At 61.8% G+C, this 23,233-nt stretch carries 20 protein-coding genes; 4 read left to right on the top strand and 16 right to left on the bottom strand.

What is annotated here, in order from left to right; translation table 11 throughout:
- Positions 1-8: 8 nt before the first annotated feature.
- The 4 genes from atpA to PYR65_RS03310 all read right to left on the bottom strand — a co-directional run bounded on the left by atpA (position 9) and on the right by PYR65_RS03310 (position 5,129).
- Entirely contained in the window at positions 9-1,538 is a 1,530-nt protein-coding gene (gene atpA / locus PYR65_RS03325; RefSeq protein WP_060639035.1) for a F0F1 ATP synthase subunit alpha, read from the bottom strand.
- Positions 1,538-2,104 carry a F0F1 ATP synthase subunit delta gene (locus PYR65_RS03320; protein WP_060639034.1) on the bottom strand — a complete coding sequence of 189 codons (567 nt, stop codon included), beginning with the start codon at positions 2,102-2,104 and terminating at the stop codon, positions 1,538-1,540. Before PYR65_RS03320 ends, atpA begins: the two co-directional genes overlap by 1 nt.
- Positions 2,105-2,366: 262 nt before the next feature.
- A complete protein-coding gene (locus PYR65_RS03315; RefSeq protein ID WP_276120951.1) occupies positions 2,367-2,753 on the bottom strand; it encodes an AGROH133_08824 family phage infection protein in 387 nt (128 codons plus the stop codon).
- Between the two features lie 171 nt (positions 2,754-2,924).
- Entirely contained in the window at positions 2,925-5,129 is a 2,205-nt protein-coding gene (locus PYR65_RS03310; RefSeq protein WP_276119889.1) for a primosomal protein N', read from the bottom strand.
- Between the two features lie 96 nt (positions 5,130-5,225).
- Here PYR65_RS03310 and fsa point away from each other — a divergent pair, with 96 nt between their 5' ends.
- On the top strand, positions 5,226-5,879 hold the full coding sequence (fsa, locus tag PYR65_RS03305; protein ID WP_060639031.1) for a fructose-6-phosphate aldolase: 654 nt from the start codon (positions 5,226-5,228) through the stop codon (positions 5,877-5,879).
- 60 nt (positions 5,880-5,939) lie between these two features.
- Here the strand turns inward: fsa and PYR65_RS03300 are convergent, their stop codons facing one another.
- Entirely contained in the window at positions 5,940-7,073 is a 1,134-nt protein-coding gene (locus tag PYR65_RS03300; RefSeq protein ID WP_276120950.1) for an AAA family ATPase, read from the bottom strand.
- A gap of 9 nt (positions 7,074-7,082) precedes the next feature.
- On the bottom strand, positions 7,083-8,009 hold the full coding sequence (locus PYR65_RS03295) for a GNAT family N-acetyltransferase (protein WP_060639029.1): 927 nt from the start codon (positions 8,007-8,009) through the stop codon (positions 7,083-7,085).
- Positions 8,010-8,138: 129 nt separating this feature from the next.
- Between PYR65_RS03295 and PYR65_RS03290 the strand changes: the two genes are divergently transcribed.
- From PYR65_RS03290 to ftsZ, 3 genes are all read left to right on the top strand, one after another.
- Complete coding sequence (locus tag PYR65_RS03290; RefSeq protein ID WP_276119888.1) at positions 8,139-9,080, top strand: tyrosine recombinase XerC; 942 nt, start codon at positions 8,139-8,141, stop codon at positions 9,078-9,080.
- Positions 9,081-9,179: 99 nt separating this feature from the next.
- The gene (locus PYR65_RS03285; RefSeq protein WP_276119887.1) at positions 9,180-10,283 is read left to right on the top strand and encodes a TraB/GumN family protein; all 1,104 of its coding nucleotides are present in this window, start codon (positions 9,180-9,182) and stop codon (positions 10,281-10,283) included.
- Between the two features lie 332 nt (positions 10,284-10,615).
- Entirely contained in the window at positions 10,616-11,647 is a 1,032-nt protein-coding gene (ftsZ, locus tag PYR65_RS03280; RefSeq protein ID WP_060639027.1) for a cell division protein FtsZ, read from the top strand.
- 218 nt (positions 11,648-11,865) lie between these two features.
- Here ftsZ and PYR65_RS03275 read toward each other — a convergent pair whose 3' ends face one another.
- The 10 genes from PYR65_RS03275 to sucD form a co-directional block, all read right to left on the bottom strand.
- Complete coding sequence (locus PYR65_RS03275) at positions 11,866-13,131, bottom strand: CHASE3 domain-containing protein (RefSeq protein ID WP_276119886.1); 1,266 nt, start codon at positions 13,129-13,131, stop codon at positions 11,866-11,868.
- 104 nt (positions 13,132-13,235) lie between these two features.
- Positions 13,236-13,727: a DUF2867 domain-containing protein gene (locus tag PYR65_RS03270; protein WP_276119885.1), complete on the bottom strand. Its 492-nt coding sequence runs from the start codon at positions 13,725-13,727 to the stop codon at positions 13,236-13,238.
- Positions 13,728-13,825: 98 nt separating this feature from the next.
- Positions 13,826-15,232, bottom strand: a complete 1,407-nt coding sequence (gene lpdA / locus PYR65_RS03265; RefSeq protein WP_060639024.1) for a dihydrolipoyl dehydrogenase — start codon at positions 15,230-15,232, stop codon at positions 13,826-13,828.
- Positions 15,233-15,255: 23 nt separating this feature from the next.
- Positions 15,256-16,044 (bottom strand): SDR family oxidoreductase, encoded by a 789-nt coding sequence (locus PYR65_RS03260; protein ID WP_276119884.1) that lies wholly within the window; start codon positions 16,042-16,044, stop codon positions 15,256-15,258.
- Positions 16,041-16,535: a hypothetical protein gene (locus PYR65_RS03255; protein WP_276119883.1), complete on the bottom strand. Its 495-nt coding sequence runs from the start codon at positions 16,533-16,535 to the stop codon at positions 16,041-16,043. Before PYR65_RS03255 ends, PYR65_RS03260 begins: the two co-directional genes overlap by 4 nt.
- Positions 16,536-16,537: 2 nt before the next feature.
- Positions 16,538-17,179, bottom strand: coding sequence for a LysE family transporter (locus PYR65_RS03250; RefSeq protein WP_276119882.1), 642 nt, complete (start codon positions 17,177-17,179; stop codon positions 16,538-16,540).
- Positions 17,180-17,216: 37 nt separating this feature from the next.
- The gene (locus tag PYR65_RS03245) at positions 17,217-17,630 is read right to left on the bottom strand and encodes an MAPEG family protein (RefSeq protein ID WP_276119881.1); all 414 of its coding nucleotides are present in this window, start codon (positions 17,628-17,630) and stop codon (positions 17,217-17,219) included.
- A 179-nt stretch (positions 17,631-17,809) separates the two neighbouring features.
- The gene (gene odhB / locus PYR65_RS03240) at positions 17,810-19,060 is read right to left on the bottom strand and encodes a 2-oxoglutarate dehydrogenase complex dihydrolipoyllysine-residue succinyltransferase (RefSeq protein WP_276119880.1); all 1,251 of its coding nucleotides are present in this window, start codon (positions 19,058-19,060) and stop codon (positions 17,810-17,812) included.
- A gap of 75 nt (positions 19,061-19,135) precedes the next feature.
- Entirely contained in the window at positions 19,136-22,132 is a 2,997-nt protein-coding gene (locus tag PYR65_RS03235; RefSeq protein WP_276119879.1) for a 2-oxoglutarate dehydrogenase E1 component, read from the bottom strand.
- A gap of 186 nt (positions 22,133-22,318) precedes the next feature.
- The gene (gene sucD, locus PYR65_RS03230) at positions 22,319-23,221 is read right to left on the bottom strand and encodes a succinate--CoA ligase subunit alpha (protein ID WP_060639017.1); all 903 of its coding nucleotides are present in this window, start codon (positions 23,219-23,221) and stop codon (positions 22,319-22,321) included.
- Positions 23,222-23,233: the final 12 nt, after the last annotated feature.

Genomic DNA, 23,233 nt, shown 5'->3' with positions numbered 1-23,233 from the left:
GTACCCGATCAGGCGAAGGATTTCGCAAACGTGTCGATGGCAGACTTGAGCTTGCCCTTGACGTCGTCGCTGATTGCCTTCTCCTTGCGGATAGCCTCGAGAATGTCCTTGCCTTCCGAACGCATGTACGACAGCAGACCCTGCTCGAACGCGCCAACCTTGTTGACGGCGATCTTGTCGAGGTAACCGTTCACACCGGCGAAGATGACTGCGACCTGTTCTTCCGTCTTCAGCGGCGAGAACTGCGGCTGCTTCAGGAGTTCGGTCAGGCGTGCACCACGGTTCAACAGGCGCTGCGTTGCAGCGTCGAGGTCGGAACCGAACTGGGCGAATGCCGCCATTTCGCGATACTGGGCAAGCTCACCCTTGATCGAGCCCGCAACCTGCTTCATCGCCTTGATCTGAGCGGCCGAACCCACGCGGGAAACCGACAGACCGACGTTAACGGCCGGGCGGATACCCTGGTAGAACAGGTCCGTCTCAAGGAAGATCTGGCCGTCGGTGATCGAAATCACGTTGGTCGGAATGAACGCCGAAACGTCGTTGCCCTGGGTTTCGATAACCGGCAGAGCGGTCAGCGAGCCTGCGCCATTTTCGTCGGAGAGCTTTGCAGCCCGCTCGAGAAGACGCGAATGCAGGTAGAAAACGTCGCCCGGATAAGCTTCGCGGCCCGGAGGACGGCGCAGCAGCAGCGACATCTGGCGGTAGGCAACGGCCTGCTTGGAAAGATCGTCGTAGCCGATCAGCGCATGCATGCTGTTGTCGCGGAAATATTCGCCCATCGCGGCACCGGCGAACGGTGCGAGATACTGCATCGGAGCCGGATCGGACGCCGTGGCAGCGATGATGATCGAATACTTCAGTGCGCCGCGCTCTTCGAGCACCTTGACGAACTGGGCAACCGTGGAACGCTTCTGGCCGATAGCGACATAAACGCAATACAGCTTTTCAGCATCCGGGCCATTGTCGTGAATGGCCTTCTGGTTGAGGATCGTGTCGAGAATGATGGCGGTCTTGCCGGTCTGACGGTCACCGATGACCAGCTCGCGCTGGCCGCGGCCGACCGGGATCAGGGCGTCGATCGCCTTGAGGCCTGTCGACATCGGCTCATGAACCGACTTACGCGGGATGATGCCCGGAGCCTTGACATCAACGCGCGAGCGCTGCTTGGCATTGATCGGGCCCTTGCCGTCGATCGGGTTGCCGAGCGCGTCAACGACGCGGCCGAGCAGTTCCGGACCAACCGGAACGTCCACGATGGAACCGGTCCGCTTGACGGTGTCGCCTTCCTTGATGCCACGGTCGGCACCGAAGATAACCACACCGACATTGTCGGCTTCAAGGTTCAGCGCCATGCCGCGAATTCCACCCGGGAATTCAACCATCTCGCCGGCCTGGACATTGTCCAGACCGTAGACGCGGGCAATACCGTCACCGACGGACAGCACCTGGCCAACCTCGGAGACTTCTGCCTCCTGGCCGAAGTTTTTAATTTGATCTTTGAGAATTGCGGAAATTTCCGCGGCGCGGATATCCATCAGCCGACCTCTTTCAGTGCAAGCTTAAGGCTAGAAAGCTTTGTGCGAAGGGAAGTGTCAATCTGGCGGGACCCGACCTTGACGATCAGACCACCGAGAATAGAGGGTTCAACCGTGACGTTGAGCGTCACGTCTTTGCCGGTGACGCCCTTGAGCGCCGCCTTCAATTCAGTCTGCTGCGCGGCCGTCAGGGCATGCGCCGACGTCACATCGGCAGAAACTTCGCCACGATGACGGGCGGCGGTTTCGCGATAGGACTTGACGATGCCAGGCACTGCAAACAGGCGGCGATTGCGCGCAACCACCTTGAGGAAATTACCGACCAGACCCGTGATGCCGGCCTTCGCGATCAGCGCGGAAATGGCCTTGAACTGGTCGTCGGCAGAAAAGATCGGGCTGACGATAAGGCGCTTCAGATCGGCGCTCTCGTTGATCAGCGACTGGAATTTGTCCAGATCCGCCGCCACGCTCTCTACCGAACCTGCTTCCAGGGCCAGATCGAAAAGCGAAGACGCGTACCTTTCTGCAACACCGGAAATAAGCTGGGATGTGTCTGCCACGGGCACAAGCTTCTCTTATTTTAATTCAAGGGCGATGTCTGCGGAGAACCGTAAACCCAACACTTTGAATTTGTTGCTATATTTTAAAGGACATACAGGCCGGGCGGCCTGTTTCCCCCACAAGTCGCGGTTCGTCTAGCATAGGATATCTGGACTCGCAACACGCGAACCGCACGAATGCGCTTAAGATCGCCCGGTTTGGCCAAATTTTGACAAAAATTGGGTATGAGCTGACGAGGTCCGCTCTGTAGTCCGCGGCTGGCCGGGCTTAGATAAAACCAAAGACATAGGCCAAGGGTAAAGCCGAAAGCACGATCTGAACGATCAGATACAACCAGTTCACAACTGTATTGCCGCTGTCCGACAGCATCGACAGGATGCGCCCAAACGCCGCAAGCGCAAAGGCAGCGCCCAGCGCCAGATAGACCATCGGCTGCGCAAGCAGCAGTGCTGCAATACCAAGCCCCAGATGAAACCCGCCCATCGTCGAGCGCGCCTCGGCATACCCCCCGCGACGCCCCTCGCGCAGATCAATCCCCAAGGCCCGAAACGCGATACCCGGCGCAAACAGGAACACGAGCCCGAGCAGCGACGTCACCACGGCGGCACAAAACGCCAGGAATTCTCCCGTTTCGGTCGGAATGTAGAATTCCATCACGCAATGCTCCTCGCTCGATCAGACGAATCGCTTATCGCACAGACGGATATGTCCGGGAAGACGATCCGATTTCTGCATCCACCTGAAATAGAACGCATTATCCCTTCTGCGTGAAAATCTAGGCCCAGAGGGATAATGTGACGCGCAGACCATGCAGGTAGTAGGCCTTCACAAAAAACTCTGCGGATCGATATCCAGCTGCACGCTCACCGAGCCGCGCATCTTCGGCCCGTTGGCCATCATCGTCTTTACGAATGCCTGCATGTCGCTGTTGCGGCGGCCGTGGACGAGAAGCCGGAAACGGTGGCGGCCGCGGATTAGCGCCAATGGCGCCTCCGCAGGCCCCAGAATGCTGATGCCGCTGACCTTGGGCGCCGCCTGGCGCAGGCCGCGCGCATGTCCCTCCGCATCGGGTCGGGTATCGGCGGAAACGATAATCGATGCGAGGCGCCCGAAGGGCGGCAAAAGCGCCTTTTCCCGCTCGCTGATTTCGCGCTCGTAGAATGCATCCGAATCACCCGAGACGATCGCCTGCATCACCGGGTGCTGCGGCTGGTAGGTCTGCAACAGGCCCAGGCTCTTCAGGCCGGTTCGCCCGGCCCGGCCCGTCACCTGGCTCAGCAGCTGGAATGTGCGTTCGGCCGCACGCGGATCGCCATTGGCAAGGCCGATATCCGCATCGACGATGCCGACAAAGGTCATCATCGGAAAATTGTGCCCCTTGGCGACCAGCTGCGTGCCGACGACGATATCGGCCTCGCCCTTGGCGATGGCTTCCAGCTCCAGCCGCAGCCGCTTGACGCCCATCAGATCGGAGGACAGCACGATGGTGCGCGCATCGGGAAAATGCCGGTCCACTTCCTCCGCAATCCGCTCGACGCCGGGCCCGCAAGCCACCAGATGATCGAGCGTGCCGCATTCCGGGCAGCTTTCCGGCGTCTTTTGCGCATAGCCGCAATGGTGGCACTGGATCTGGCCGCGAAACCGGTGCTCGACCAGCCAGCTGGAGCAATCCGGGCATTGGAAGCGATGACCGCATACGCGGCAGAGCGTCAGCGGCGCATAGCCACGCCGGTTGAGAAACAACAATGCCTGCTCGCCCCGCTCCACTGCCTTGCCGATATAGCGCAGCATCACCGGCGACAGAAAGCCGCCGCGCTCGGGGGGATGTTTTCGCATATCGACCAGGCCTAGATCGGGCAGCGCGGCATCGCCAAACCGCGTCGGCAGATGGATCGGATTGTAACGGCCGAGATCGCCATTGACCCTGCTTTCCACCGATGGCGTCGCTGAGACCAGCACGACCGGAAAGTCGCCGATCCGCGCCCGCACCACCGCCATGTCGCGGGCATTGTAAAAGACGCGGTCTTCCTGCTTGTAGGCCGGATCGTGTTCTTCATCGACGACGATCAGCCCGAGATTCTCGAACGGCAGGAACAGCGCCGAGCGGGCTCCGGCCACGACCCGCACGCCCCCCTCCGTTACCTGCCGCCAGACTTTTTCGCGGGTGCGCGGTGCCAGATCCGAATGCCATTCGGCCGGCTTTGAGCCGAACCTGTCCTGGAAGCGCTCCAGAAAACTCGCCGTCAGCGCAATTTCCGGCAGAAGGATCAGCACCTGCTTGCCGGCCTTCAAGGTGGCGGCGATTGCCTCGAAATAGACCTCGGTCTTGCCCGAACCGGTAATGCCGTCGATCAGCGAGACGGAAAAACCGCCGGCATCGACGCTTGCAAGAAGATCGAGCGCCGCCTGTTTCTGCGGTCCTTCAAGCCGGTGTTCCACATAATCAGGATCGGGCACAGCCACCACCGGCGGCGGCGGCATGAACACCGTCTCGAACACGCCTTGCGCCGTCAGTCCGTCGATGACGCTGGAGGATGTTCCCGCCGCATGCGCCAGTCCCGGCCGCGTCCAGGTCAAGCCGTTTTCGGCCATCGCAATCACCCGCTCGCGCGCCGATGTCATCCGCTCCGGCCGGGCATCCGTCAGCCGCAAACCCTCGATCATCGGCTCGGGATCAAACGCTGCGGGCGCCCGCAGCGCCATGCGCGCGACGAGACCGGGTGGCGAAACCGTATAGGTGGCGACCCAATCGAGAAAGGTGCGCATGTCCTTTGTCAGCGGCGGGCAATCGAAAACGCGGGTAATGGCTTTGAGTTTTTGCGGATCGACGCTGCCGTCGTCGATCCCGTCCCAGACCACGCCCAGCACCTGCCGGGGACCAAGCGGCACCTGGACGATCGATCCGGGCTCGACGGCCATTCCCTCCGGCACGGCATAGGAGTATGGTTTCGGGGCGGGCATCGGCACCAGAACGGGCACGACGCGGCGGGCGAACAGGTCGTCAAACAAATCGGTCGAATCTTCAGTCATCGGCCGTGACCTTGCCTCCGGATTGCGTTAAAGAAAACCCCGAAACAACAGAGCAGCCCGCGCATCGTCCGCCCGAGCGCCGAAAGGGAGAATTCCATGAAGTTTTTTGTCGATACAGCCGATGTGAATGAAATCCGGGAGTTGAATGACCTGGGCCTCGTCGACGGCGTCACGACCAACCCTTCGCTGATCCTGAAATCCGGCCGTAACATCGTCGAAGTGACCAAGGAAATCTGCAGCATCGTCGAAGGTCCGGTTTCCGCAGAAGTCGCGGCCACCGAATACGAGCAGATGATGAAGGAAGCGGCTGTCATTTCCAAGATCGCCGACAATATCTGCATCAAGCTGCCGCTGACGCTCGATGGCCTCAAGGCCTGCAAGAACCTCTCGTCCGATGGTCACCTGACCAACGTGACCCTGTGCTTCTCGGCCAACCAGGCCCTGCTCGCCGCCAAGGCCGGCGCCACCTTCGTTTCGCCCTTCGTCGGCCGCCTCGATGACATCGCCGTCGATGGCATGGACCTGATCCGCGAAATCCGCCAGATCTTCGACAATTATGGCTACGAGACCGAAATCCTCGCCGCCTCGATCCGCACGGTCAACCACGTCAAGGAAGCCGCCCTCATCGGCGCCGACGTCATCACCGCCCCGCCGGCCACTTTGAAAGCCCTCGTCAAGCACCCGCTGACCGACAAGGGCCTCGAAACCTTCCTGGCCGACTGGGCCAAGACCGGCCAGAAGATCGCCTGATATTTTTCAGGTATGGAATGAAAGACAAGCCCTGCGAGATGATCGCGGGGCTTTTTGTTTTCAATCCTCCTCCTCATCGATCACGCCCGTCAGACGCATGCCCTCGATCCAGGTCGCGCCGTCGTTGCGGATGACCCGTTTCGGGCGGGCGCCGCAGCGTTTTTGGATTTCGGCCGCCAGCAGTTCCGAATGCGTGACGATCCAGATCTGGCTGTCGCTGGAGGCTTGGGCGATCATGTCGGCAAGCGCCGGCAGCATGTCCGGATGCAGGCTGGTTTCCGGCTCGTTGAGCGCGATGAAGCGGGGCTTGCGGTAGGAGAGCAGTGCCCCGGCAAGCGCCAGAAACCGCATTTGTCCATCCGACAGTTCGCGCGGCGAAAACTGGCGCAGCGGGAAATCCGGAAAGACCAGCGAAAATTCGGCAAATTCTTGCGGTTGCGGCACGATAAGCCTGGCGCCGCCAAAGGCATCGGCAATGGCGCGGTCGAGATCGACCGTATCCTGCCGGGTATGAAACAGCGTTGCAAAGACGGCAGCGAGATTGGAGCCGTCTTCGTCCAGCATCGGCGCGGTAACGGCAAGGCAGGGGGAGCGCAGCGGCGAATCGCGGTCCGTGCGGAAACCATGGAAAAAACGCCAACCGTCGATCGCGCGGCGGAACGTGCCGATCTCCGGATAATGCCCGGCATCCCCCAACAGCGCGATTGCGGTTTCCGAGGTCAGCGCCTGCTCCGGATATTCCTCCATCCGGCCTGCAGCGTTGCGGACGAAGATGCCCGGCCCCGCCCGTTTCATCACGGTCACCGGCCGGCCGGCATCAACCCTCAGTTCCTCCTCCTTCACCTGCGGTTCGAACGCGAAACCGGCAGCCGCTTTTGGTGGCCGCAATCCGGCCTCCACCCGGTAAAGGAAACTGAGCGCCTGGACCTCATCGAGCAATTCGACCTCGAGCTTGATGCGCACGGGATCGCCGCTGCGGCGCTTGCCGCTCCACAATGCAGACGCCATGCCGCCTTCGCGGGCAATCTCATGGGCAAGCCGCCCGCGCACGGCAGCCTGGATCAGCTGCAGGGCGCGGTAGAGATTGGATTTGCCGACGCCGTTCTCGCCTATGAACAGGTTGACGCCAGCCATATCCATGCGAATGGATTTGAGCGACCGGTAATTGGCGGCGAACATCGAGCGAATCTGCATCACGCAGATTTACCCGATCATCTCCGGCAACGGAACCGGGTTGGAGAACCGCGCATCGCCGTCAAGGGCGAGATCGACGACGGTATGCCGCTCCAACGCCCGCGTCACCGCCATGGGATCGCCATCCAGCACTTCCGGCGGAATCAGGTTGCCGATGGTGAAATCGAACAGGTCGCCCTTCTTGTTCAGGAGCTCGTGAAACACCGTCATGTCGCGCAGTTCCGTCGACCATTTCGCCAGCCAATAGAACAGCCCGGAATTGCGCGCCGACATATGCACCGGCAGGATCGGCAGATTGTATTTGCGGGCAAAGCCGACAGCCGAGGTTTTCCAGGGCCGCTCATTGAGCCGTCCATCCGCCCAATAGGCGATCCGGCCGGAGGGAAACAGCACCGTCGCCTTGCCCTCCGAGATCGCCCGGTTGGTGATCTGCAGGGTTTCGCGCGCCTTCAGCTTGCTTTTGTAATCCTCGCGCCATTCGACCGGGATAACCATCTCGACGAAGCGCGGATTGACCCGGATCGCATCGCGATTGGCAAAGAACATCATGTCGGGTCGGCGGCTTTTCAACAGATCGAACACCGCGATGCCATCGGCAATGCCGGTCGGATGGTTGCTGACCAGGAGGAAGCCACCTTTTTCGGGAATGCGCTCTTCATTGCGCACGCGGATATTCAGAGACAGGGTCCGGCTCAGATGCTCGAAGGCCTGAAAGCCCGGCGCATTGGCGACGGCATCGGCAAACTCGATCGCCTTGCGGTAATTCAGCACCGTATAGAGAAACGGCCGCAGCACCGGCCAGAGCGGATGCTTGACGATGCGCTGTCCGCGTTCGGCAATCAGCGTATCGACGATATGGCCGGGCTGGCCATGCGACACCAGCGCCAAAGTCTCCGCGAAATGGGTGAACCCGCCTGCCGAATCCCGTCGCGCCATCGCTTTTCCGCCTCGTCTGCGCTTGAGCTATCGCAGTTGAATATGATCCAGGCATGACAAATTCCAAGAGCCGTTAGGAAAAACATAACCGGCGGGAGCGCAGAGTCTGCCATCTCGAACGCGCGGAGCATGGCTGTGAACGAACTCCTGATCATAGGTCATCCCGAACTGATGGCCGAGCGCCAGCGCTGGCTCTCGGGCCTTGGCGAGGAGCGGCGCCTGTCGGGCAAAACAGTCGAGGCCTATGAGCGCGACACACGGCAATTCCTGCATTTCCTGACCGGCCATCTCAGCGGTCCGGCGAGGCTCAGCGATATCAGCGCGCTGCGCCCCGGCGACCTGCGTGGCTTCCTCGCATCCCGCCGCAGGGACGGCGCCGGCGCCCGAACGCTTGGCCGCGGGCTGGCGGGCTTACGCTCCTTTTTGCGCTATCTGGAAAAGAAGGGTCTCGCCAATGCCGCCGGCGCTTCCGCCGTACGCTCGCCCAAACAGCCGAAATCGCTGCCGAAACCGCTGACATCGGTCGATGCCCTGATGGTCGTCACCAGCGACGCACAGCTTGCCGAGGAGCCCTGGATCGCCACCCGCAACGCGGCGGTGCTGACGCTGCTTTATGGCTGCGGCCTGCGCATTTCCGAAGCGCTGGATCTGACCCCCGCCGATTTTGCGGGAACACCAAGCGCGTTGCGCATTCATGGCAAGGGCGGCAAGACCCGCGTCGTGCCGTTGATATCGGCGGCGATCGATGCCGTGCGCGCTTATGAAAAACTCTGCCCCTATCATCTTAACCCGGAAGGCCCGCTCTTTCGCGGCGCCAAGGGCGGCAAGCTGCAGGCGGGGATCATTCAGCGGGAAATGCAGAAGATGCGCGGCGCGCTCGGCCTGCCGGATACGGCCACGCCGCATGCGCTGCGCCATTCCTTCGCCACCCATCTTCTGGCCGGCGGCGGCGACCTTAGAACCATCCAGGAACTTCTCGGCCATGCGAGCCTTTCGACCACGCAGGTCTATACCGGCGTCGATTCGGCAAGGCTGCTTGAAATCTACGACCGCGCCCATCCGCGCGCTTGAATTTCGGCCGTTAACCATCATTAACCAGTTTTGTTAAACAGGCCGTGAGGCCTGGCCAGCTAGAATCGCCGGATTGATATTTCGCAGACGGGATCGACGATGTTTCAGCACTGGGTAAAACCGGCACGCAGCCTGGCAGACCGATTGACCGGCCGGTTCGGCGACAACGTCCTTGCGCTGATCGCCACGCTGCACGTCTTGTTTGCGCTCAGCCTCGTCGTCACGCTCCTGTCGATCACGCCAGCCCGGGCAGAGGATGCCTCCTGCGGCGGCAAGAACCTGATTACCGAAATGAAGGTCTCTGATCCGGCCAGGTTTGCGGCGCTGGAAACAGAAGCGGCGGCCATTCCCAACGGCAAGGGCACGTTCTGGAAGATCGAGAAGCCGGGTATCGCGCCATCTTATCTGCTCGGCACCATGCATGTGACCGATCCGCGCGTTCTGGCCATGCCGGCAGGCGCCAGCCAGGCCTACGACACGGCCAAAACCGTCATCGTCGAATCCGACGAGATCGTCGATGACCGCAAGGCAGCGGCGGCGATCATGATGCAGCCGGGTCTGACGATGTTTGCCGACGGCAAGACGATCAAGGATTTCCTGAAACCCGGAGACACGGAAAAACTGGAGGCCGGCTTGAAGGCGCGCGGCATCCCGCTGACGCTGGTGGCCAAGATGAAGCCATGGATGATTGCCAGCTTCGTTGCCCTGCCTGCCTGCGAAATGAGCCGCAAGGCCGCAGGCGCTGCCTTCCTCGACAAGAAGCTGGCGCAGGATGCCTTAAGCCAAGGCAAAAGCCTGAAGGGTCTGGAAACCCTCGTCGAGCAATTGCAGGCCATGGACGCGCTGCCGGTGCAGTTTCATCTGGAAGCGCTAATCGAAACCTTGGCGCTCGGCGACACCGTGACCGACGTGATGGAAACGACGACCGAACTCTATCTATCCGGCGATACCGGCATGATCATGCCGATGATGAAAGCCGTTTCGGACGAAAAATCCTCTGGCGATGACGCAGGCTATGCCGATTTCGAGCAGCGCATCATCACCGACCGCAACAAGACCATGGCGATGCGCGCCAAACCGATCCTCGACCAAGGCGCCGCCTTCATGGCCGTCGGCGCCCTGCATCTGCCCGGAACCGAAGGCGTCATCGAACTGTTGCGAAAAGACGGCTTCACCGTCACCAGCATGCCGGCTGCGAACTAAGCCCTGCGCTCTTTTCCCTTCTCCCCTGCGGGGAGAAGTGCCGAACGCAGTGAGGCGATGAGGGGGCGGCCCGGCACATTCCGCACCTGCGGTCCCCCTCATCCGGCCTTTCAGGCCACCTTCTCCCCGCCGGGGAGAAGGGACAGATACCCCCCAGAAACTTCGCCGGCACAGCAATTTTAGCTGTGACTCTTGCACCAGCGCCGTCTCTCTGCCTTTTTGCCAGCATAACCTGCGGCAGCCTGATTCGCGCCCGCTCCGCTTCGCATTCGATGCAGCCCCCGGAACGCGCTTCCATTTGCCGGGGCCGCGCTTACGTCCAAGGAGACAAGATGACAGAGATCAAGAAACCCGTGATTTCGGAAATGAGGCCGAAGATCACAGTCATCGGTGTCGGCGGCGGCGGCGGCAATGCCATCAACAACATGATTACCGAGGGCCTGCAGGGCGCCGAATTCGTCGCTGCAAACACCGATGCGCAGGCGCTGACCATGTCGAAGGCGACCCGGCTGATCCAGCTCGGCGCGCAGGTGACCGAGGGTCTCGGCGCCGGCTCGCTGCCGGAAGTCGGCCGCGCGGCAGCCGAAGAATCGATTGACGAGATCATGGATCATCTCGGCGGCACGCATATGTGCTTCGTCACCGCCGGCATGGGCGGCGGCACCGGCACGGGCGCAGCCCCCGTGATCGCGCAGGCCGCGCGCAATGCCGGTATTCTCACGGTGGCCGTCGTCACCAAGCCGTTCAGCTTCGAGGGCAAGCGCCGCATGCAATCGGCCGAGGAGGGCATTGAGCGGCTGCGCGAAGCTGCCGATACCGTCATCGTCATTCCCAACCAGAACCTCTTCCGCATCGCTGACGCCAAGACCACCTTTGCCGATGCCTTCGTCATTGCCGACCGGGTGCTCTATTCCGGCGTCGGCTGCATCACCGACCTGATCGTCAAGGAAGGCCTGATCAACCTCGACTTCGCCGACGTCAAATCGGTGATGAAGGGCATGGGCCGCGCCATGATGGGCACGGGCGAAGCGAGCGGCGAAAGCCGCGCCTCCAAGGCCGCCGAAGCGGCAATCGCCAATCCGCTCTTGAGCGAAGTATCGATGAAGGGCGCCAAGGGCGTCTTGATCTCGATCTCCGGTGGCTCCGACATGACGCTGTTCGAAGTCGATGAGGCCGCCACCCGCATCCGCGAGGAAGTCTACGAGGATGCCGATATCGTCGTCGGCGCCATCTTCGACAAGAGCCTGGACGGCGTATTCCGCGTTTCCGTCGTTGCCACGGGCCTTGACGCCCAGGCCGCCGGCACGGGCGCCAATGTCGCCGTCGAACAGCCGGCCCAGCTGCAGCCGCGGACGCTGCAGTAAGCGGCTGATCGCGCGGCCGTTGAATTTGAGATCGGGATCGGCTTACCCCCCTCTGTCGGCGACGCCGACATCTCCCCCTCAAGGGGGGAGATTAATCGCTAGCTCTGTCGCCAAAAGGGAAAAAGAACAATCTCCCCCCTTGCGGGGGAGATGTCACGAAGTGACAGAGGGGGGTGGGCCTCCCCAATTTCCGGCGGGGCGGCCGGAACAACTTTGTCTCAACCCAACGCTTCCAACTGCACCGCCGGATCGAACCGCACCTTAAATGCGCTGACCGGATGAGCGATATTCTTCACCTTCAGAAAGCCCAGATCGTCGAACGTCAGGTGCCTCTGCTTGCGGATATGATCGCGCACCGCGCGTGAAATGCAGATGCCGCCGGGATCGGCCATCGGTTCCAGCCTGGCCGCCACATTGACCGTATCGCCGAAGACATCGCCATCCTGCACGATGACATCGCCGACATTGATGCCGATGCGGAACATCAGATGATCGGCCTCCGGCAGTTCCTCATTGTCGGCCGCCATTGCCCCTTGTATCTCCACCGCACAATCGATCGCCGACAGTGCGCTGGCAAAGGCGACCAGCACGCTGTCGCCGGCCGTGGTGACGATGCTGCCGCTATGGCTGGCAATGATCGGATCGATGCGGTCGCGCACGTCTTTGAGCCGCGACAGCGTCTGGGTTTCGTCGCCCTCCATCATCCGGCTATAGCCGACGATATCGGCGGCCATGATGGCCAGGAGCTTGCGGTCGAGATGCTGCAACAGCTCGTCGCGGGACGCCTCCGCCGAGCGCGCACGCCGCAGCGAGGCCCGCACTGCGATCACGCCCAGAAGCGCCGTCAGAAGCGCCAGCCCGATGACCATCATCTCCAGCACGAACCCGGCGCGGCGCGCCTGGTTGGCCCGCACTGTCATCAGGCTTTCCTCTTCCACGCGCATGCGCTCCAAAACGTCGCGCACCCCGTCCATCAGCACCTTGCCCTGCCCGTTGCGCAACACGGCAACGGCTGCGGCTTCATCGCCGGCACGCCGGCGCTCGACGGTCTGGCGCAGTTCCGACAATTTCTGCGCCGCAAGCGAGCGCAGCACGGCAACATTGCCATCCTGGCGGCGATTGTCGGAAACGCCGACCGCAAGGCTTTCCACGCTGGCGCCCAGCCCGCTGAGGGCCTTGTCATAGGGCTCGAGATAGAAGGGATCGCCGGTCAGGAGATAGCCGCGCTGGCCAATTTCCGCATCCTGGAGCTGGGACTGCACGACCGAGATCAGCCGCTCATTGTGGACCGTATGCGCCACGGCCTCGTCCGCCTCCTGCCCCTTCTTGGACACCCAGAAGGACGCCCCCAGAAGCAGGATGATGAAGACTGCCACGCCAACGGTGATCAGCCGCAGGTTCTGCCCCGCCTCATAGCTGATCCGCCGGATGACCGTCGAGGTTTTGGGGCGGGAGAGTTTGGGCGCACTGAAATCGGATGCCACGGATACCTGCCTTGGGCCACCGGCACCGGTTGCGCCGCCAAGGAAAAATGGTGCTGAACCTTGGCTTTACAAGGGCGGATCGACGGCGAAAAAGAATATCCGGCTCAGCTTATTGAAGCGAGAGGACGGGCAAGCCGCGCCAGCATGGTCTTGACGATCAGCCGGTGAAACGGCGTGATGACGGCGATATAGATCTTGCCCAACAGGATCTTGCGGCGCACCAGCGTCGTGACGCTGACGCGCTGGGCAAGTTCGCCTGCCTGGCGCACATCGACGACGATGCGGAAATCCAAATGCGTGTCGTCAAAGCCGAGCACGGCCTGTTCGCTGGATTGCGAGATGATGGGGAAGAAACCGATCATCTCATGCTTTCCCCCGGCACCCGACCCCTTTAGGCCGAAGGGGCTGACAACGGCGTTTCGCAGCCACATCAAGGCGCGGACCCAGGCCGGAAAATCGCCCAAGGCCCGTCTTGCGGCAGAGATCGCGGTGGTCGCCTGTCCCGGGACGAGAAGCTCGTAACAATCCGCCCAATCGGCCAAAGGCAAGGCCGGGTGCGGGAAAGTGACCGGAACTGAGCGGGGGCTTTGCGGCATGGCGGCACTCCTTGAATGCGCCGATCCTAGACCGCGCATGGCAGAGCCGCAAAGGGGCCGATTGTCACGGCCCCCTCCGGTTTTCGATATGATGTTTCTCACATATGGATCGGCTTGAAGAAGGTGGCGAGGGCTGCCTCCTTCACCGCTTCCGACATGGTCGGATGCGCATGGCAGGTGCGGCCGAGATCTTCCGAAGAGCCGCCGAATTCCATCAGAACGGTGATTTCGTGGATCATTTCGCCGGCACCGAAGCCGACGATATGACCGCCGAGAACCCGGTCGGTGTCCTTGTCGGCCAGGATCTTCACGAAGCCGTCGGTGGCCAGCATGGCGCGGGCGCGGCCATTGGCGGTGAACGGGAATTTGCCGACCTTGTAGGCGATCCCGGCAGCCTTCAGCTCTTCCTCGGTCTTGCCGACGGAGGCGACTTCCGGCTGGGTATAGACGACGCTCGGGATGACGTCATAGTTCACGTGACCCGCCTGCCCGGCGATGATCTCGGCAACGGCAACACCTTCATCCTCGGCCTTGTGCGCCAGCATCGGGCCGCGCACGACGTCACCCAGCGCGTAGATGCCGGGCACGTTGGTGAGGAAATGATGATCGATTTCGACGCGGCCGCGCTTGTCCAGCACAACACCGGCTTCGGCAAGGCCGAGACCGTCGGTAAATGGCTTGCGGCCGGTGGCGATCAGGACGACATCGGCATCGATCGTCGCGGCATCGCCGCCCTTGACCGGCTCATAGGTCACCTTGGCGCCCTTATCGGACTTTTCAACGCCGGTCACCTTGGCGCCGAGCTTGAAATCGATGCCCTGCTTGACCAGCAAACGCTGGAACTGCTTGGAAACCTCGCCGTCCATGCCGCCGAGGATGGTATCGAGATATTCGACCACGGTGACCTTGGCGCCGAGACGCGACCAGACCGAGCCGAGTTCGAGGCCGATAACGCCGCCGCCGACCACGACCATGGTGGCCGGGACCTTTTCGAGCGCCAGACCGCCGGTGGACGAAATGATGATCTTTTCATCGATATCGACCTCGACGCCGGGAATGCCGGCAACATCGGAACCTGTCGCGATGACAACGTTCTTGGTCTCGATGATCTGCTCTTCACCCGTGTCGCTGGTGACGGAGACCTTGCCTTCGCCGAGCACCTTGCCGGTGCCCTGGAATGTATCGATCTTGTTCTTCTTGAACAGGAAGGCGACGCCATCGACATTGGATTTAACGGTCGCGTCCTTGTGGGCGAGCATCTTTTCCAGGTTCAGCTTCGGTGCGGCGACTTCGACGCCCAGCACATCGATGCCGTGGCCGGTCTGGTGGAAGACTTCAGACGCATGCAGCAGCGCCTTCGATGGAATGCAGCCGATATTGAGGCAGGTGCCGCCATAGGTGGCGCGCTTCTCGATGACGCCGACCTTGAGGCCGAGCTGGGCCGCCTTGATGGCGCAGACATAGCCGCCGGGGCCGGTACCGATAACGATGAGATCATAAGCCATAGAAAAGTCCTTCCTGAGAGCGGCTAGCGTCCGCCGCTGACGTTGAGAATGGCGCCCGTTACATAGGACGACGAAGGCGAAAGCAGATAGAGAACGGCGTCGGCAACCTCTTGCGCGGTGCCCGGCCGTTGCATGGGAATGGTTGGTCCAAGATCGCGGGCGCGGTCGGGAAGCCCGCCGGACGCGTGGATATCCGTATCGATGACGCCGGGGCGCACCGCATTGACGCGAATGCCGTCTGCGACGACCTCGCGCGCAAGCCCGACCGTGAACGTGTCGATCGCGCCCTTGGAGGCGGCATAATCGATATATTGCCCGGCGGACCCGAGCACGGCGGCCATCGAGGAAATATTGACGATGACGCCGCCCTTGCCGCCATGACGCACCGACATGCGTCGGATCGCGGCAGAGGCACACAGGATCGAACCGGAGACATTGATCCGCAGCATCCGCTCCAGCCGCTCCGCCGTGATCTCATCGATCCGCACGGGAACATCGACAATACCGGCATTGTTGACCAGACCGTCGAGCCTGCCAAACGCTTTGTCCACTGCAGCAAAGATACTGTCGATCCCAGCCTGGGTGCCGACATCGCCTTCCACGGCAATGGCCATCCCGCCATCCGCTTCGATTGCGGCCACGACCGCGTCGGCGGCAGGGCGATTGGAGGCATAATTGACGGCAACCGCCCAGCCCTGCGCTGCGGCCGACCGGCAGATGGCCGCACCGATGCCGCGGCTGCCGCCGGTCACCAGCAGAACGGGCACCAGCAGAACGGGCACCAGCAGAACGGGCACGTCATCGCGCGTCATTGGCCGCATCCCTTGAGGGTGAGAGCGTCCCACGGCGCGACCGTCGCTTTGCCCCAGATCGGCGAATTGCGGATCGAGGGGCCGAAATCGGGCAAAAGCACCTGTGAGGCAGCCGCAATACCTTCGCCCGGCAGCGAGGCAACCTTGCCGTCGGCACCGACGGAATAGATGACGCCCTGCCAGACGGTGCAGGCGGCGATATCGTCGCCGGTCACATCGCCTTCCGGGCAATTGTTCATGATCATGCCATTGGCGCGCTCGGGCTCGCCGGACTGCATGACGATCCCGTCCAGCACCAGGCCGGTCTTGCCGACCATGACCTTGAAATGATTGCTGGTGACCGCACTCGTCGAGCCGACCGGCTCGAAACGCAGCTCGTAGGCACCGTCCGCGTCACCGTAAATGGCCCGCTCCTGCAGGCAATCGGCAGCCATTGCCGGCGAAACCGCCAACAATGCGCTCAAGATCGATGCGGAAACGGCAAGGCGCATGCTCAGGCTGCCTTTTCGGTGGCGAGCTTCAAGCCGAGCGCAATGAAGACCAGACCGCTGGCGCGATTGATCCATTGGCTGGCGCGCGAAAACGCGGCGCGCATCTTCGGCGTCGTCATGAACAGGCTGACGCCCACGAACCAGAGGATCAGGCAGCTCGCCATCACCAGGCCATAGCCGAACTTGACCATGATCGGCGTGTGGGCACTGACCACCGTTGAAAAGATCGACAGGAAGAAGAACACAGGCTTCGGATTGAGCGCATTGGCGGCAAAGCCGAGACCAAAGGCTTTCAGTCCGGATTGACGCTTTTCGCTGGCCGCAATGCCGTCAGCCTGCGTGGTCATGTCGGTCTTGCCGGCGCGCAGAGACTTGATGCCTATATAAAGAAGATAGGCGACACCGCACCATTTGACGATGTTGAACAGGTAGATCGACTGCGAGATCAACAGCCCGAGCCCGAGGATCGTATAGGTCACATGAAACATCAGCGACGTGCCGACGCCAAAAGACGTGATGACGGCGGAGCGGCGGCCGTTGACGATCGACTGCCGCATGACCATGGCAAGATCGGCACCGGGCGAGACAATGGCGAAGGAGAAAATCGCCATCAGGGAAGCAAGTTCGAACAGATAGGGATGCACGGCGGTGTCTCCGGTCGTTTACGGGTTCCGATATCCGTCAGAAGATAAGCACGGCCGTCATGACGAGCAAGCCGATCAACGATCCAACCCAGACGAGCGAGCGGATATAGGGAATGCCTGCCAGGTAGAGCGGGATATAGACGATCCGGCAGACGAGCCACAGCCACGCGCCAACCAGGCCCCAGCCGCTGAGATCGCCGGTAATCGCCAGCGACACGGCAAGACCGATAAAGGCCGGGTAGGTTTCGCGGAAATTGGCGAAGGCCCGTTCCGCACGGCCGGCAAACACGCCGGACGGCTTTTGCCCGTCGTCACGCGGGCCAGCGTTCCAGGACGAGCCCAGCTCCAGCGTGGCAGGAATGCTCTGCAGCCCGATATGGACCAAAAGCAGCACTACGCTCCAGGCGAGAAGCGTGATGAAAGGCGATACGGCCAGAACTGCTGCGTCCATTGAAGACTATTCCTTTTGATCGGCTGGGCTCTCGTGTTGAGAAGTGCCCCTCACCCTAACCCTCTCCCCGCTCGCGGGGAGAGGGGATGACGGAGTTTGCCGCTTGTCCCTTCTCCCCGCAGGCGGGGAGAAGGTGGCCGCAGGCCGGATGAGGGGCCTTGAGCCCCAAGATCGTCCAATTACAGATCGAGAACGAGACGTTCCGGATCTTCCAGGCTTTCCTTGACGCGCACCAGGAAGGTCACGGCTTCCTTGCCGTCGACGATCCGGTGATCGTAGGAGAGCGCCAGATACATCATCGGACGGATGACGATCTGACCGCCGACCACGACCGGGCGGTCCTGGATCTTGTGCATGCCGAGAATGCCCGACTGCGGCGCATTCAGGATCGGCGAGGACATCAGCGAACCGTAGACGCCGCCATTGGTGATGGTGAACGTGCCGCCCTGCATGTCGGCCATGGAGAGCGCACCATCGCGGGCAAGCTTGGCGAGACGGCCGAGATCCTTCTCGACTTCGGCGATCGACAACGTGTCGGCATCGCGGATGACGGGAACGACGAGGCCCTTGTCGGTGCCGACGGCCATGCCGATATGGCAGAAGTTCTTGTAGATGATGTCGGTGCCGTCGATCTCGGCGTTGACGGAGGGAATTTCCTTCAGGGCATGCGTCACCGCCTTGGTGAAGAAGCCCATGAAGCCGAGCTTGACGCCGTGCTTCTTCTCGAAAATGTCCTTGTACTTGGTGCGCAGGCTCATGACGGCGCTCATGTCCACCTCGTTATAGGTGGTGAGCATCGCAGCCGTGTTCTGTGCGTCCTTGAGGCGCTTGGCAATCGTCTGGCGCAGACGGGTCATCTTGACGCGCTCTTCGCGCGGTGCGTCCTCGGCAGCCGAAGGGCCGCGCGTCACGGCCTTGACCGGCTCGGACACGGCTGCAGGTGCCGAAATGCCCTTGGCAACGGCGGCGATGACATCGCCCTTCAGAACCTGGCCACGCTTGCCCGAACCATCGACCTGTTCAGCCGAAAGGTTGTTTTCTGCCAGCATCTTGGCAGCAGCCGGTGCTGCCGGCATGGCAGAAGCGGCAGGCGTTGCGGCGGGTGCCGCAGCAGCGGCTGCGGGCGCGGCAGGCGCCGGCTCGGCCGCCTTCTTTTCAGCCGCAGCAGGCGCTGCGGGTGCAGCACCCGCCGCACCTGCGGTGATGTTGCCGAGCAGTGCGCCGAGGCCGACGGTCTCGCCGGCGGCAGCCACGATTTCCGACAATACGCCGGCGGCAGGTGACGGCACTTCGATCGTGACCTTGTCGGTTTCGAGTTCAAGCAGCGGCTCATCGGCCTTGACGGTATCGCCGACCTTCTTGAACCAGGTGCCGATGGTGGCTTCGCTGACGGATTCGCCCAGAGTGGGAACGCGGATTTCTGTGGCCATGATTTTTTGTCGTCCGTTGATCGGGTGTCTGTTTCTGGTGAGGCAGATGAGGGAGGCCTTTCAGCCTCCCGTTTTTCAGCCGCCAAGCGCGTCTTCGAGGAATGCGGCAAGCTGGGCGAGATGCTTGGACATCAGGCCCGTTGCCGGCGAGGCAGCGGCCGGACGGCCGGTATAGCGCACCCGCTGGTACTTGGCATCGATATGGGCAAGCACCCATTCCAGATAGGGGTCGATGAACGACCAGGCGCCCATGTTCTTAGGCTCTTCCTGGCACCAGACCATTTCGGCATGGCGGAAGCGCGAGAGTTCGTTGATGAGCGCCTTGGCCGGGAACGGATAGAGCTGTTCGACGCGCAGCAGATAGACATCGTCGATGCCGCGCTTTTCGCGCTCTTCCAGCAGATCGTAATAGACCTTGCCGGTGCACAGCACGACGCGACGGATCTTGGCGTCCTTCTGCAGCTTGATCGGACCATCCTTGATGACCTCGGCATCGTCCCAAAGCAGACGGTGGAACGAGGTCTCGCCGGCCATTTCCGACAGCGAAGAGACAGCGCGCTTGTGGCGCAGCAGCGACTTCGGCGTCATCATGATCAGCGGCTTGCGGAAGTCGCGTTTCGTCTGACGGCGCAGGATGTGGAAATAGTTGGCCGGCGTCGTGACGTTGGCCACCTGCATATTGTCTTCGGCGCACATCTGCAGCCAGCGTTCGAGCCGGGCCGAGGAATGTTCCGGACCCTGGCCTTCGTAGCCGTGCGGCAGCAGGCAGACGAGGCCCGACATGCGCAGCCACTTGCGTTCGCCCGACGAGATGAACTGGTCGAACACGACCTGTGCACCATTGGCGAAGTCCCCGAACTGGGCTTCCCAGAGCGTCAGCGCATTCGGGCGCGCCAGCGAATAGCCGTATTCGAAGCCAAGCACCGCCTCTTCCGAAAGCATCGAGTTGATGACTTCGTAACGGGCCTGGGCCGGCGAGAGGTTGGCGAGCGGGATGTAGCGTTCTTCGGTTTCCTGATCGTAGAGAACCGAATGGCGCTGCGAGAACGTGCCGCGTTCGCAATCCTGGCCCGACAGGCGGATCTTGGTGCCTTCGACGCAGAGCGTGCCGAATGCGAGTGCTTCCGCCATCGCCCAGTCGATGCCTTCACCGGTCTGGATCATGTTGGCGCGGCCGTCCATGAAGCGCTGGATGGTCTTGTGGGCGGCAAAGCCGGCCGGAACTTCCGACAGCTTGCGGCCGACATCCTTCAGCACCTTCATCGGCACCGAGGTCTTGCCGCGGCGCTGCTCATCCTGGTTGTCGGCAGCGCGAAGCCCCGACCAGACGCCATCAAGCCAGTCGGCCTTGTTGGGCTTGTAGGACTGTCCGGCCTCAAATTCCTGCTCCAGACGCGCACGCCAGTCGGCACGCATCTTTTCCAGTTCGCCTTCGGAGATCAGGCCTTCTGCGATCAAGCGTTCGCCATAGATCTGCACGACCGTCTTGTGGGCGCGGATCACCTTGTACATCTTCGGCTGCGTGAACGACGGCTCATCACCCTCGTTATGGCCGAAACGGCGGTAGCAGAACATGTCGACGACGACAGGCTTGTGATACTTCATCCGGTATTCGGTGGCGATCTTGGCGGCATAGACAACCGCTTCCGGATCGTCGCCATTGACGTGGAAGATCGGCGCTTCGATCATCTTGGCAACGTCGGACGGATAGGGCGACGAGCGCGAAAACGCCGGATTGGTGGTGAAACCGATCTGGTTGTTGATGATGAAATGCACAGTGCCGGCGACGCGGTGGCCGCGCAGACCCGACAGGCCGAGAATTTCAGCCGTGACACCCTGGCCGGCGAAGGCCGCGTCGCCATGCAGCAGAAGCGGCATGACCTGCGCCCGCTCGGACAACGGAATGACGTCGCCTTCGAAGATCTTGGCCATCTGGTCCTGCTTGGCGCGGGCCTTGCCCATGACGACAGGATTGACGATTTCCAGATGCGACGGGTTGGCCGTCAGCGACAGATGCACCTTGTTGCCGTCGAACTCGCGGTCTGACGAAGCACCCAGATGGTATTTCACGTCGCCGGAGCCTTCGACATCGTCGGGAGCAGCCGAGCCGCCCTTGAACTCATGGAACACCGCCCGGTGCGGCTTGCCCATGACGTTGGTCAAGACGTTCAGACGGCCGCGATGGGCCATGCCGAGGATGATTTCCTTCAGGCCTTCCTGGCCGCCGCGCTTGATGATCTGCTCGAGCGCCGGGATCAGCGATTCGCCGCCATCGAGGCCGAAGCGCTTGGTGCCCTTGTACTTGACGTCGATGAACTGCTCGAAACCTTCGGCCTCGATCAGCTTCTGCAGGATGGCCTTCTTGCCTTCCGGCGTGAAATCGACACCCTTGTCCGCACCTTCGATGCGCTCCTGGATCCAGCCTTTGATTTCCGGATCGGAAATATGCATGAACTCGACGCCGAGCGTCGAGCAATAGGTGCGCTCGAGAATATCGACGATCTCGCGCAGGGTGGCATATTCCAGGCCCAGCACGTTGTCGATGAAGATCGGGCGGTCCATGTCTTCCGGGCCGAAACCGTAGTTGGACGGCGACAGCTCATGATAATCGTCGACCGGAGCGGCAATCGCCAGCGGGTCGAGCTTGGCATGCAGATGGCCGCGCATGCGGTAGGCGCGGATCAGCATGATCGCGCGCACGCTGTCGCGGGTCGATTGGTGTACGTCGGCGGGTGCTGCGGCAACGCCGGTTTCGACGGCCTTGGCTTCTGCCTTCGCCTGCACCTTCTTTTCGATGACCTTTTCGACCGTACCCCAGTCGCCGTCCAGCGCCGAGACCAGGTCGCCGCTCGCCGGGATCGGCCAGTTGGGCTTCTTCCAGGAAGCGCCCTTGGCGGCCTTGATCACGTCTTCCGGCTGCTCCTGCAGCGCCTTGAAGAACGACTGCCACTCGCCGGAGACCGACGACGGATCGTTTTCGTAGCGCGCATAGAGCTGATCGATATAGCCGGCATTCGCTCCATCAAGGAACGAAGTCAGCTGAAATTGCTCGTTGGCTTCTTGCCGTGCCATGGTGCTCTGCGGACCTGTCCGTCCGCCTCCTGACTTGTTAACTCTGCCGGGTGCTGGCCCCGGTAAACCGCATTTGCGAAAGTAAACCGCATTGTCGAAAGCGCTTGATGCGCCTTCACATCTTCAAATGGTGCAGACCGGGCCATCCGCAATGGGAAGCCCGGTCACGTCTTGGTATGGTCTGTCTCAGCCCTTGAGGACTTCGACCAGCGTCTTGCCCAGGCGCGCCGGGGAAGGCGAGACCTTGATGCCAGCCGCTTCCATGGCCGAAATCTTCGATTCCGCATCGCCCTTGCCGCCGGAAACGACAGCACCGGCATGGCCCATGGTCCGGCCCTTCGGCGCCGTCCGGCCGGCGATGAAACCTGCCATCGGCTTCTTGCGGCCTTGTCTCGCTTCGTCGATCAGGAACTGTGCCGCATCTTCTTCAGCCGAGCCGCCGATTTCGCCGATCATGATGATCGAGGTCGTGGCGTCGTCGGCGAGGAACATTTCCAGCACGTCGATGAATTCCGTGCCCTTGACCGGGTCGCCGCCGATGCCGACAGCGGTCGTCTGGCCAAGGCCTTCGTTCGAGGTCTGGAACACGGCCTCATAGGTCAGCGTGCCGGAGCGCGAGACGATACCGACCGAACCCTTGCGGAAGATCGAGCCCGGCATGATGCCGATCTTGCATTCTTCCGGCGTCAGGATGCCCGGGCAGTTGGGGCCGAGCAGGCGCGACTTGGAACGGTCGAGGCGGGCCTTGACGCGAACCATGTCCATGACCGGAATGCCTTCGGTGATGCAGGTGATGAACGGGATCTCGGCTTCGATCGCCTCGATGATCGCGTCTGCGGCACCCGCCGGCGGAACGTAGATCACGGACGCGTCGGCGCCGGTGCGTTCCTTGGCTTCGGCAACCGTTGCAAAGATCGGCAGGCTTTCGCCCTTCGAACCCGTCCAGGTTTCGCCACCCTTCTTGGGGTGGATACCGCCGACCATCTGCGTGCCGTAATAGGCAAGCGCCTGCTCGGTGTGGAAAGTGCCGGTCTTGCCGGTCAGGCCCTGAACCAGGACCTTTGTGTCTTTATTGACGAGAATAGACATACGTTCGGGTCC

The organism is Pararhizobium qamdonense, assembly GCF_029277445.1.
GTDB classification, from domain to species: Bacteria; Pseudomonadota; Alphaproteobacteria; order Rhizobiales; family Rhizobiaceae; genus Pararhizobium; species Pararhizobium qamdonense.
The sequence above is the reverse complement of the archived record's forward strand: the minus strand, read 5'-3'. Positions and strand labels throughout refer to the sequence as shown.

Excerpts from the sequence above, each read along its gene's own strand:
- atpA (WP_060639035.1), bottom strand. The coding sequence starts at position 1,538 with ATGGATATCCGCGCCGCGGAAATTTCCGCAATTCTCAAAGATCAAATT.
- PYR65_RS03315 (WP_276120951.1), bottom strand. The coding sequence starts at position 2,753 with ATGGAATTCTACATTCCGACCGAAACGGGAGAATTCCTGGCGTTTTGT.
- PYR65_RS03310 (WP_276119889.1), bottom strand. The coding sequence starts at position 5,129 with ATGACTGAAGATTCGACCGATTTGTTTGACGACCTGTTCGCCCGCCGC.
- fsa (WP_060639031.1), top strand. The coding sequence starts at position 5,226 with ATGAAGTTTTTTGTCGATACAGCCGATGTGAATGAAATCCGGGAGTTG.
- PYR65_RS03300 (WP_276120950.1), bottom strand. The coding sequence starts at position 7,073 with ATGCAGATTCGCTCGATGTTCGCCGCCAATTACCGGTCGCTCAAATCC.
- PYR65_RS03295 (WP_060639029.1), bottom strand. The coding sequence starts at position 8,009 with ATGGCGCGACGGGATTCGGCAGGCGGGTTCACCCATTTCGCGGAGACT.
- PYR65_RS03290 (WP_276119888.1), top strand. The coding sequence starts at position 8,139 with ATGGCTGTGAACGAACTCCTGATCATAGGTCATCCCGAACTGATGGCC.
- PYR65_RS03285 (WP_276119887.1), top strand. The coding sequence starts at position 9,180 with ATGTTTCAGCACTGGGTAAAACCGGCACGCAGCCTGGCAGACCGATTG.
- ftsZ (WP_060639027.1), top strand. The coding sequence starts at position 10,616 with ATGACAGAGATCAAGAAACCCGTGATTTCGGAAATGAGGCCGAAGATC.
- PYR65_RS03270 (WP_276119885.1), bottom strand. The coding sequence starts at position 13,727 with ATGCCGCAAAGCCCCCGCTCAGTTCCGGTCACTTTCCCGCACCCGGCC.
- lpdA (WP_060639024.1), bottom strand. The coding sequence starts at position 15,232 with ATGGCTTATGATCTCATCGTTATCGGTACCGGCCCCGGCGGCTATGTC.
- PYR65_RS03260 (WP_276119884.1), bottom strand. The coding sequence starts at position 16,044 with ATGACGCGCGATGACGTGCCCGTTCTGCTGGTGCCCGTTCTGCTGGTG.
- PYR65_RS03255 (WP_276119883.1), bottom strand. The coding sequence starts at position 16,535 with ATGCGCCTTGCCGTTTCCGCATCGATCTTGAGCGCATTGTTGGCGGTT.
- PYR65_RS03245 (WP_276119881.1), bottom strand. The coding sequence starts at position 17,630 with ATGGACGCAGCAGTTCTGGCCGTATCGCCTTTCATCACGCTTCTCGCC.
- odhB (WP_276119880.1), bottom strand. The coding sequence starts at position 19,060 with ATGGCCACAGAAATCCGCGTTCCCACTCTGGGCGAATCCGTCAGCGAA.
- PYR65_RS03235 (WP_276119879.1), bottom strand. The coding sequence starts at position 22,132 with ATGGCACGGCAAGAAGCCAACGAGCAATTTCAGCTGACTTCGTTCCTT.
- sucD (WP_060639017.1), bottom strand. The coding sequence starts at position 23,221 with ATGTCTATTCTCGTCAATAAAGACACAAAGGTCCTGGTTCAGGGCCTG.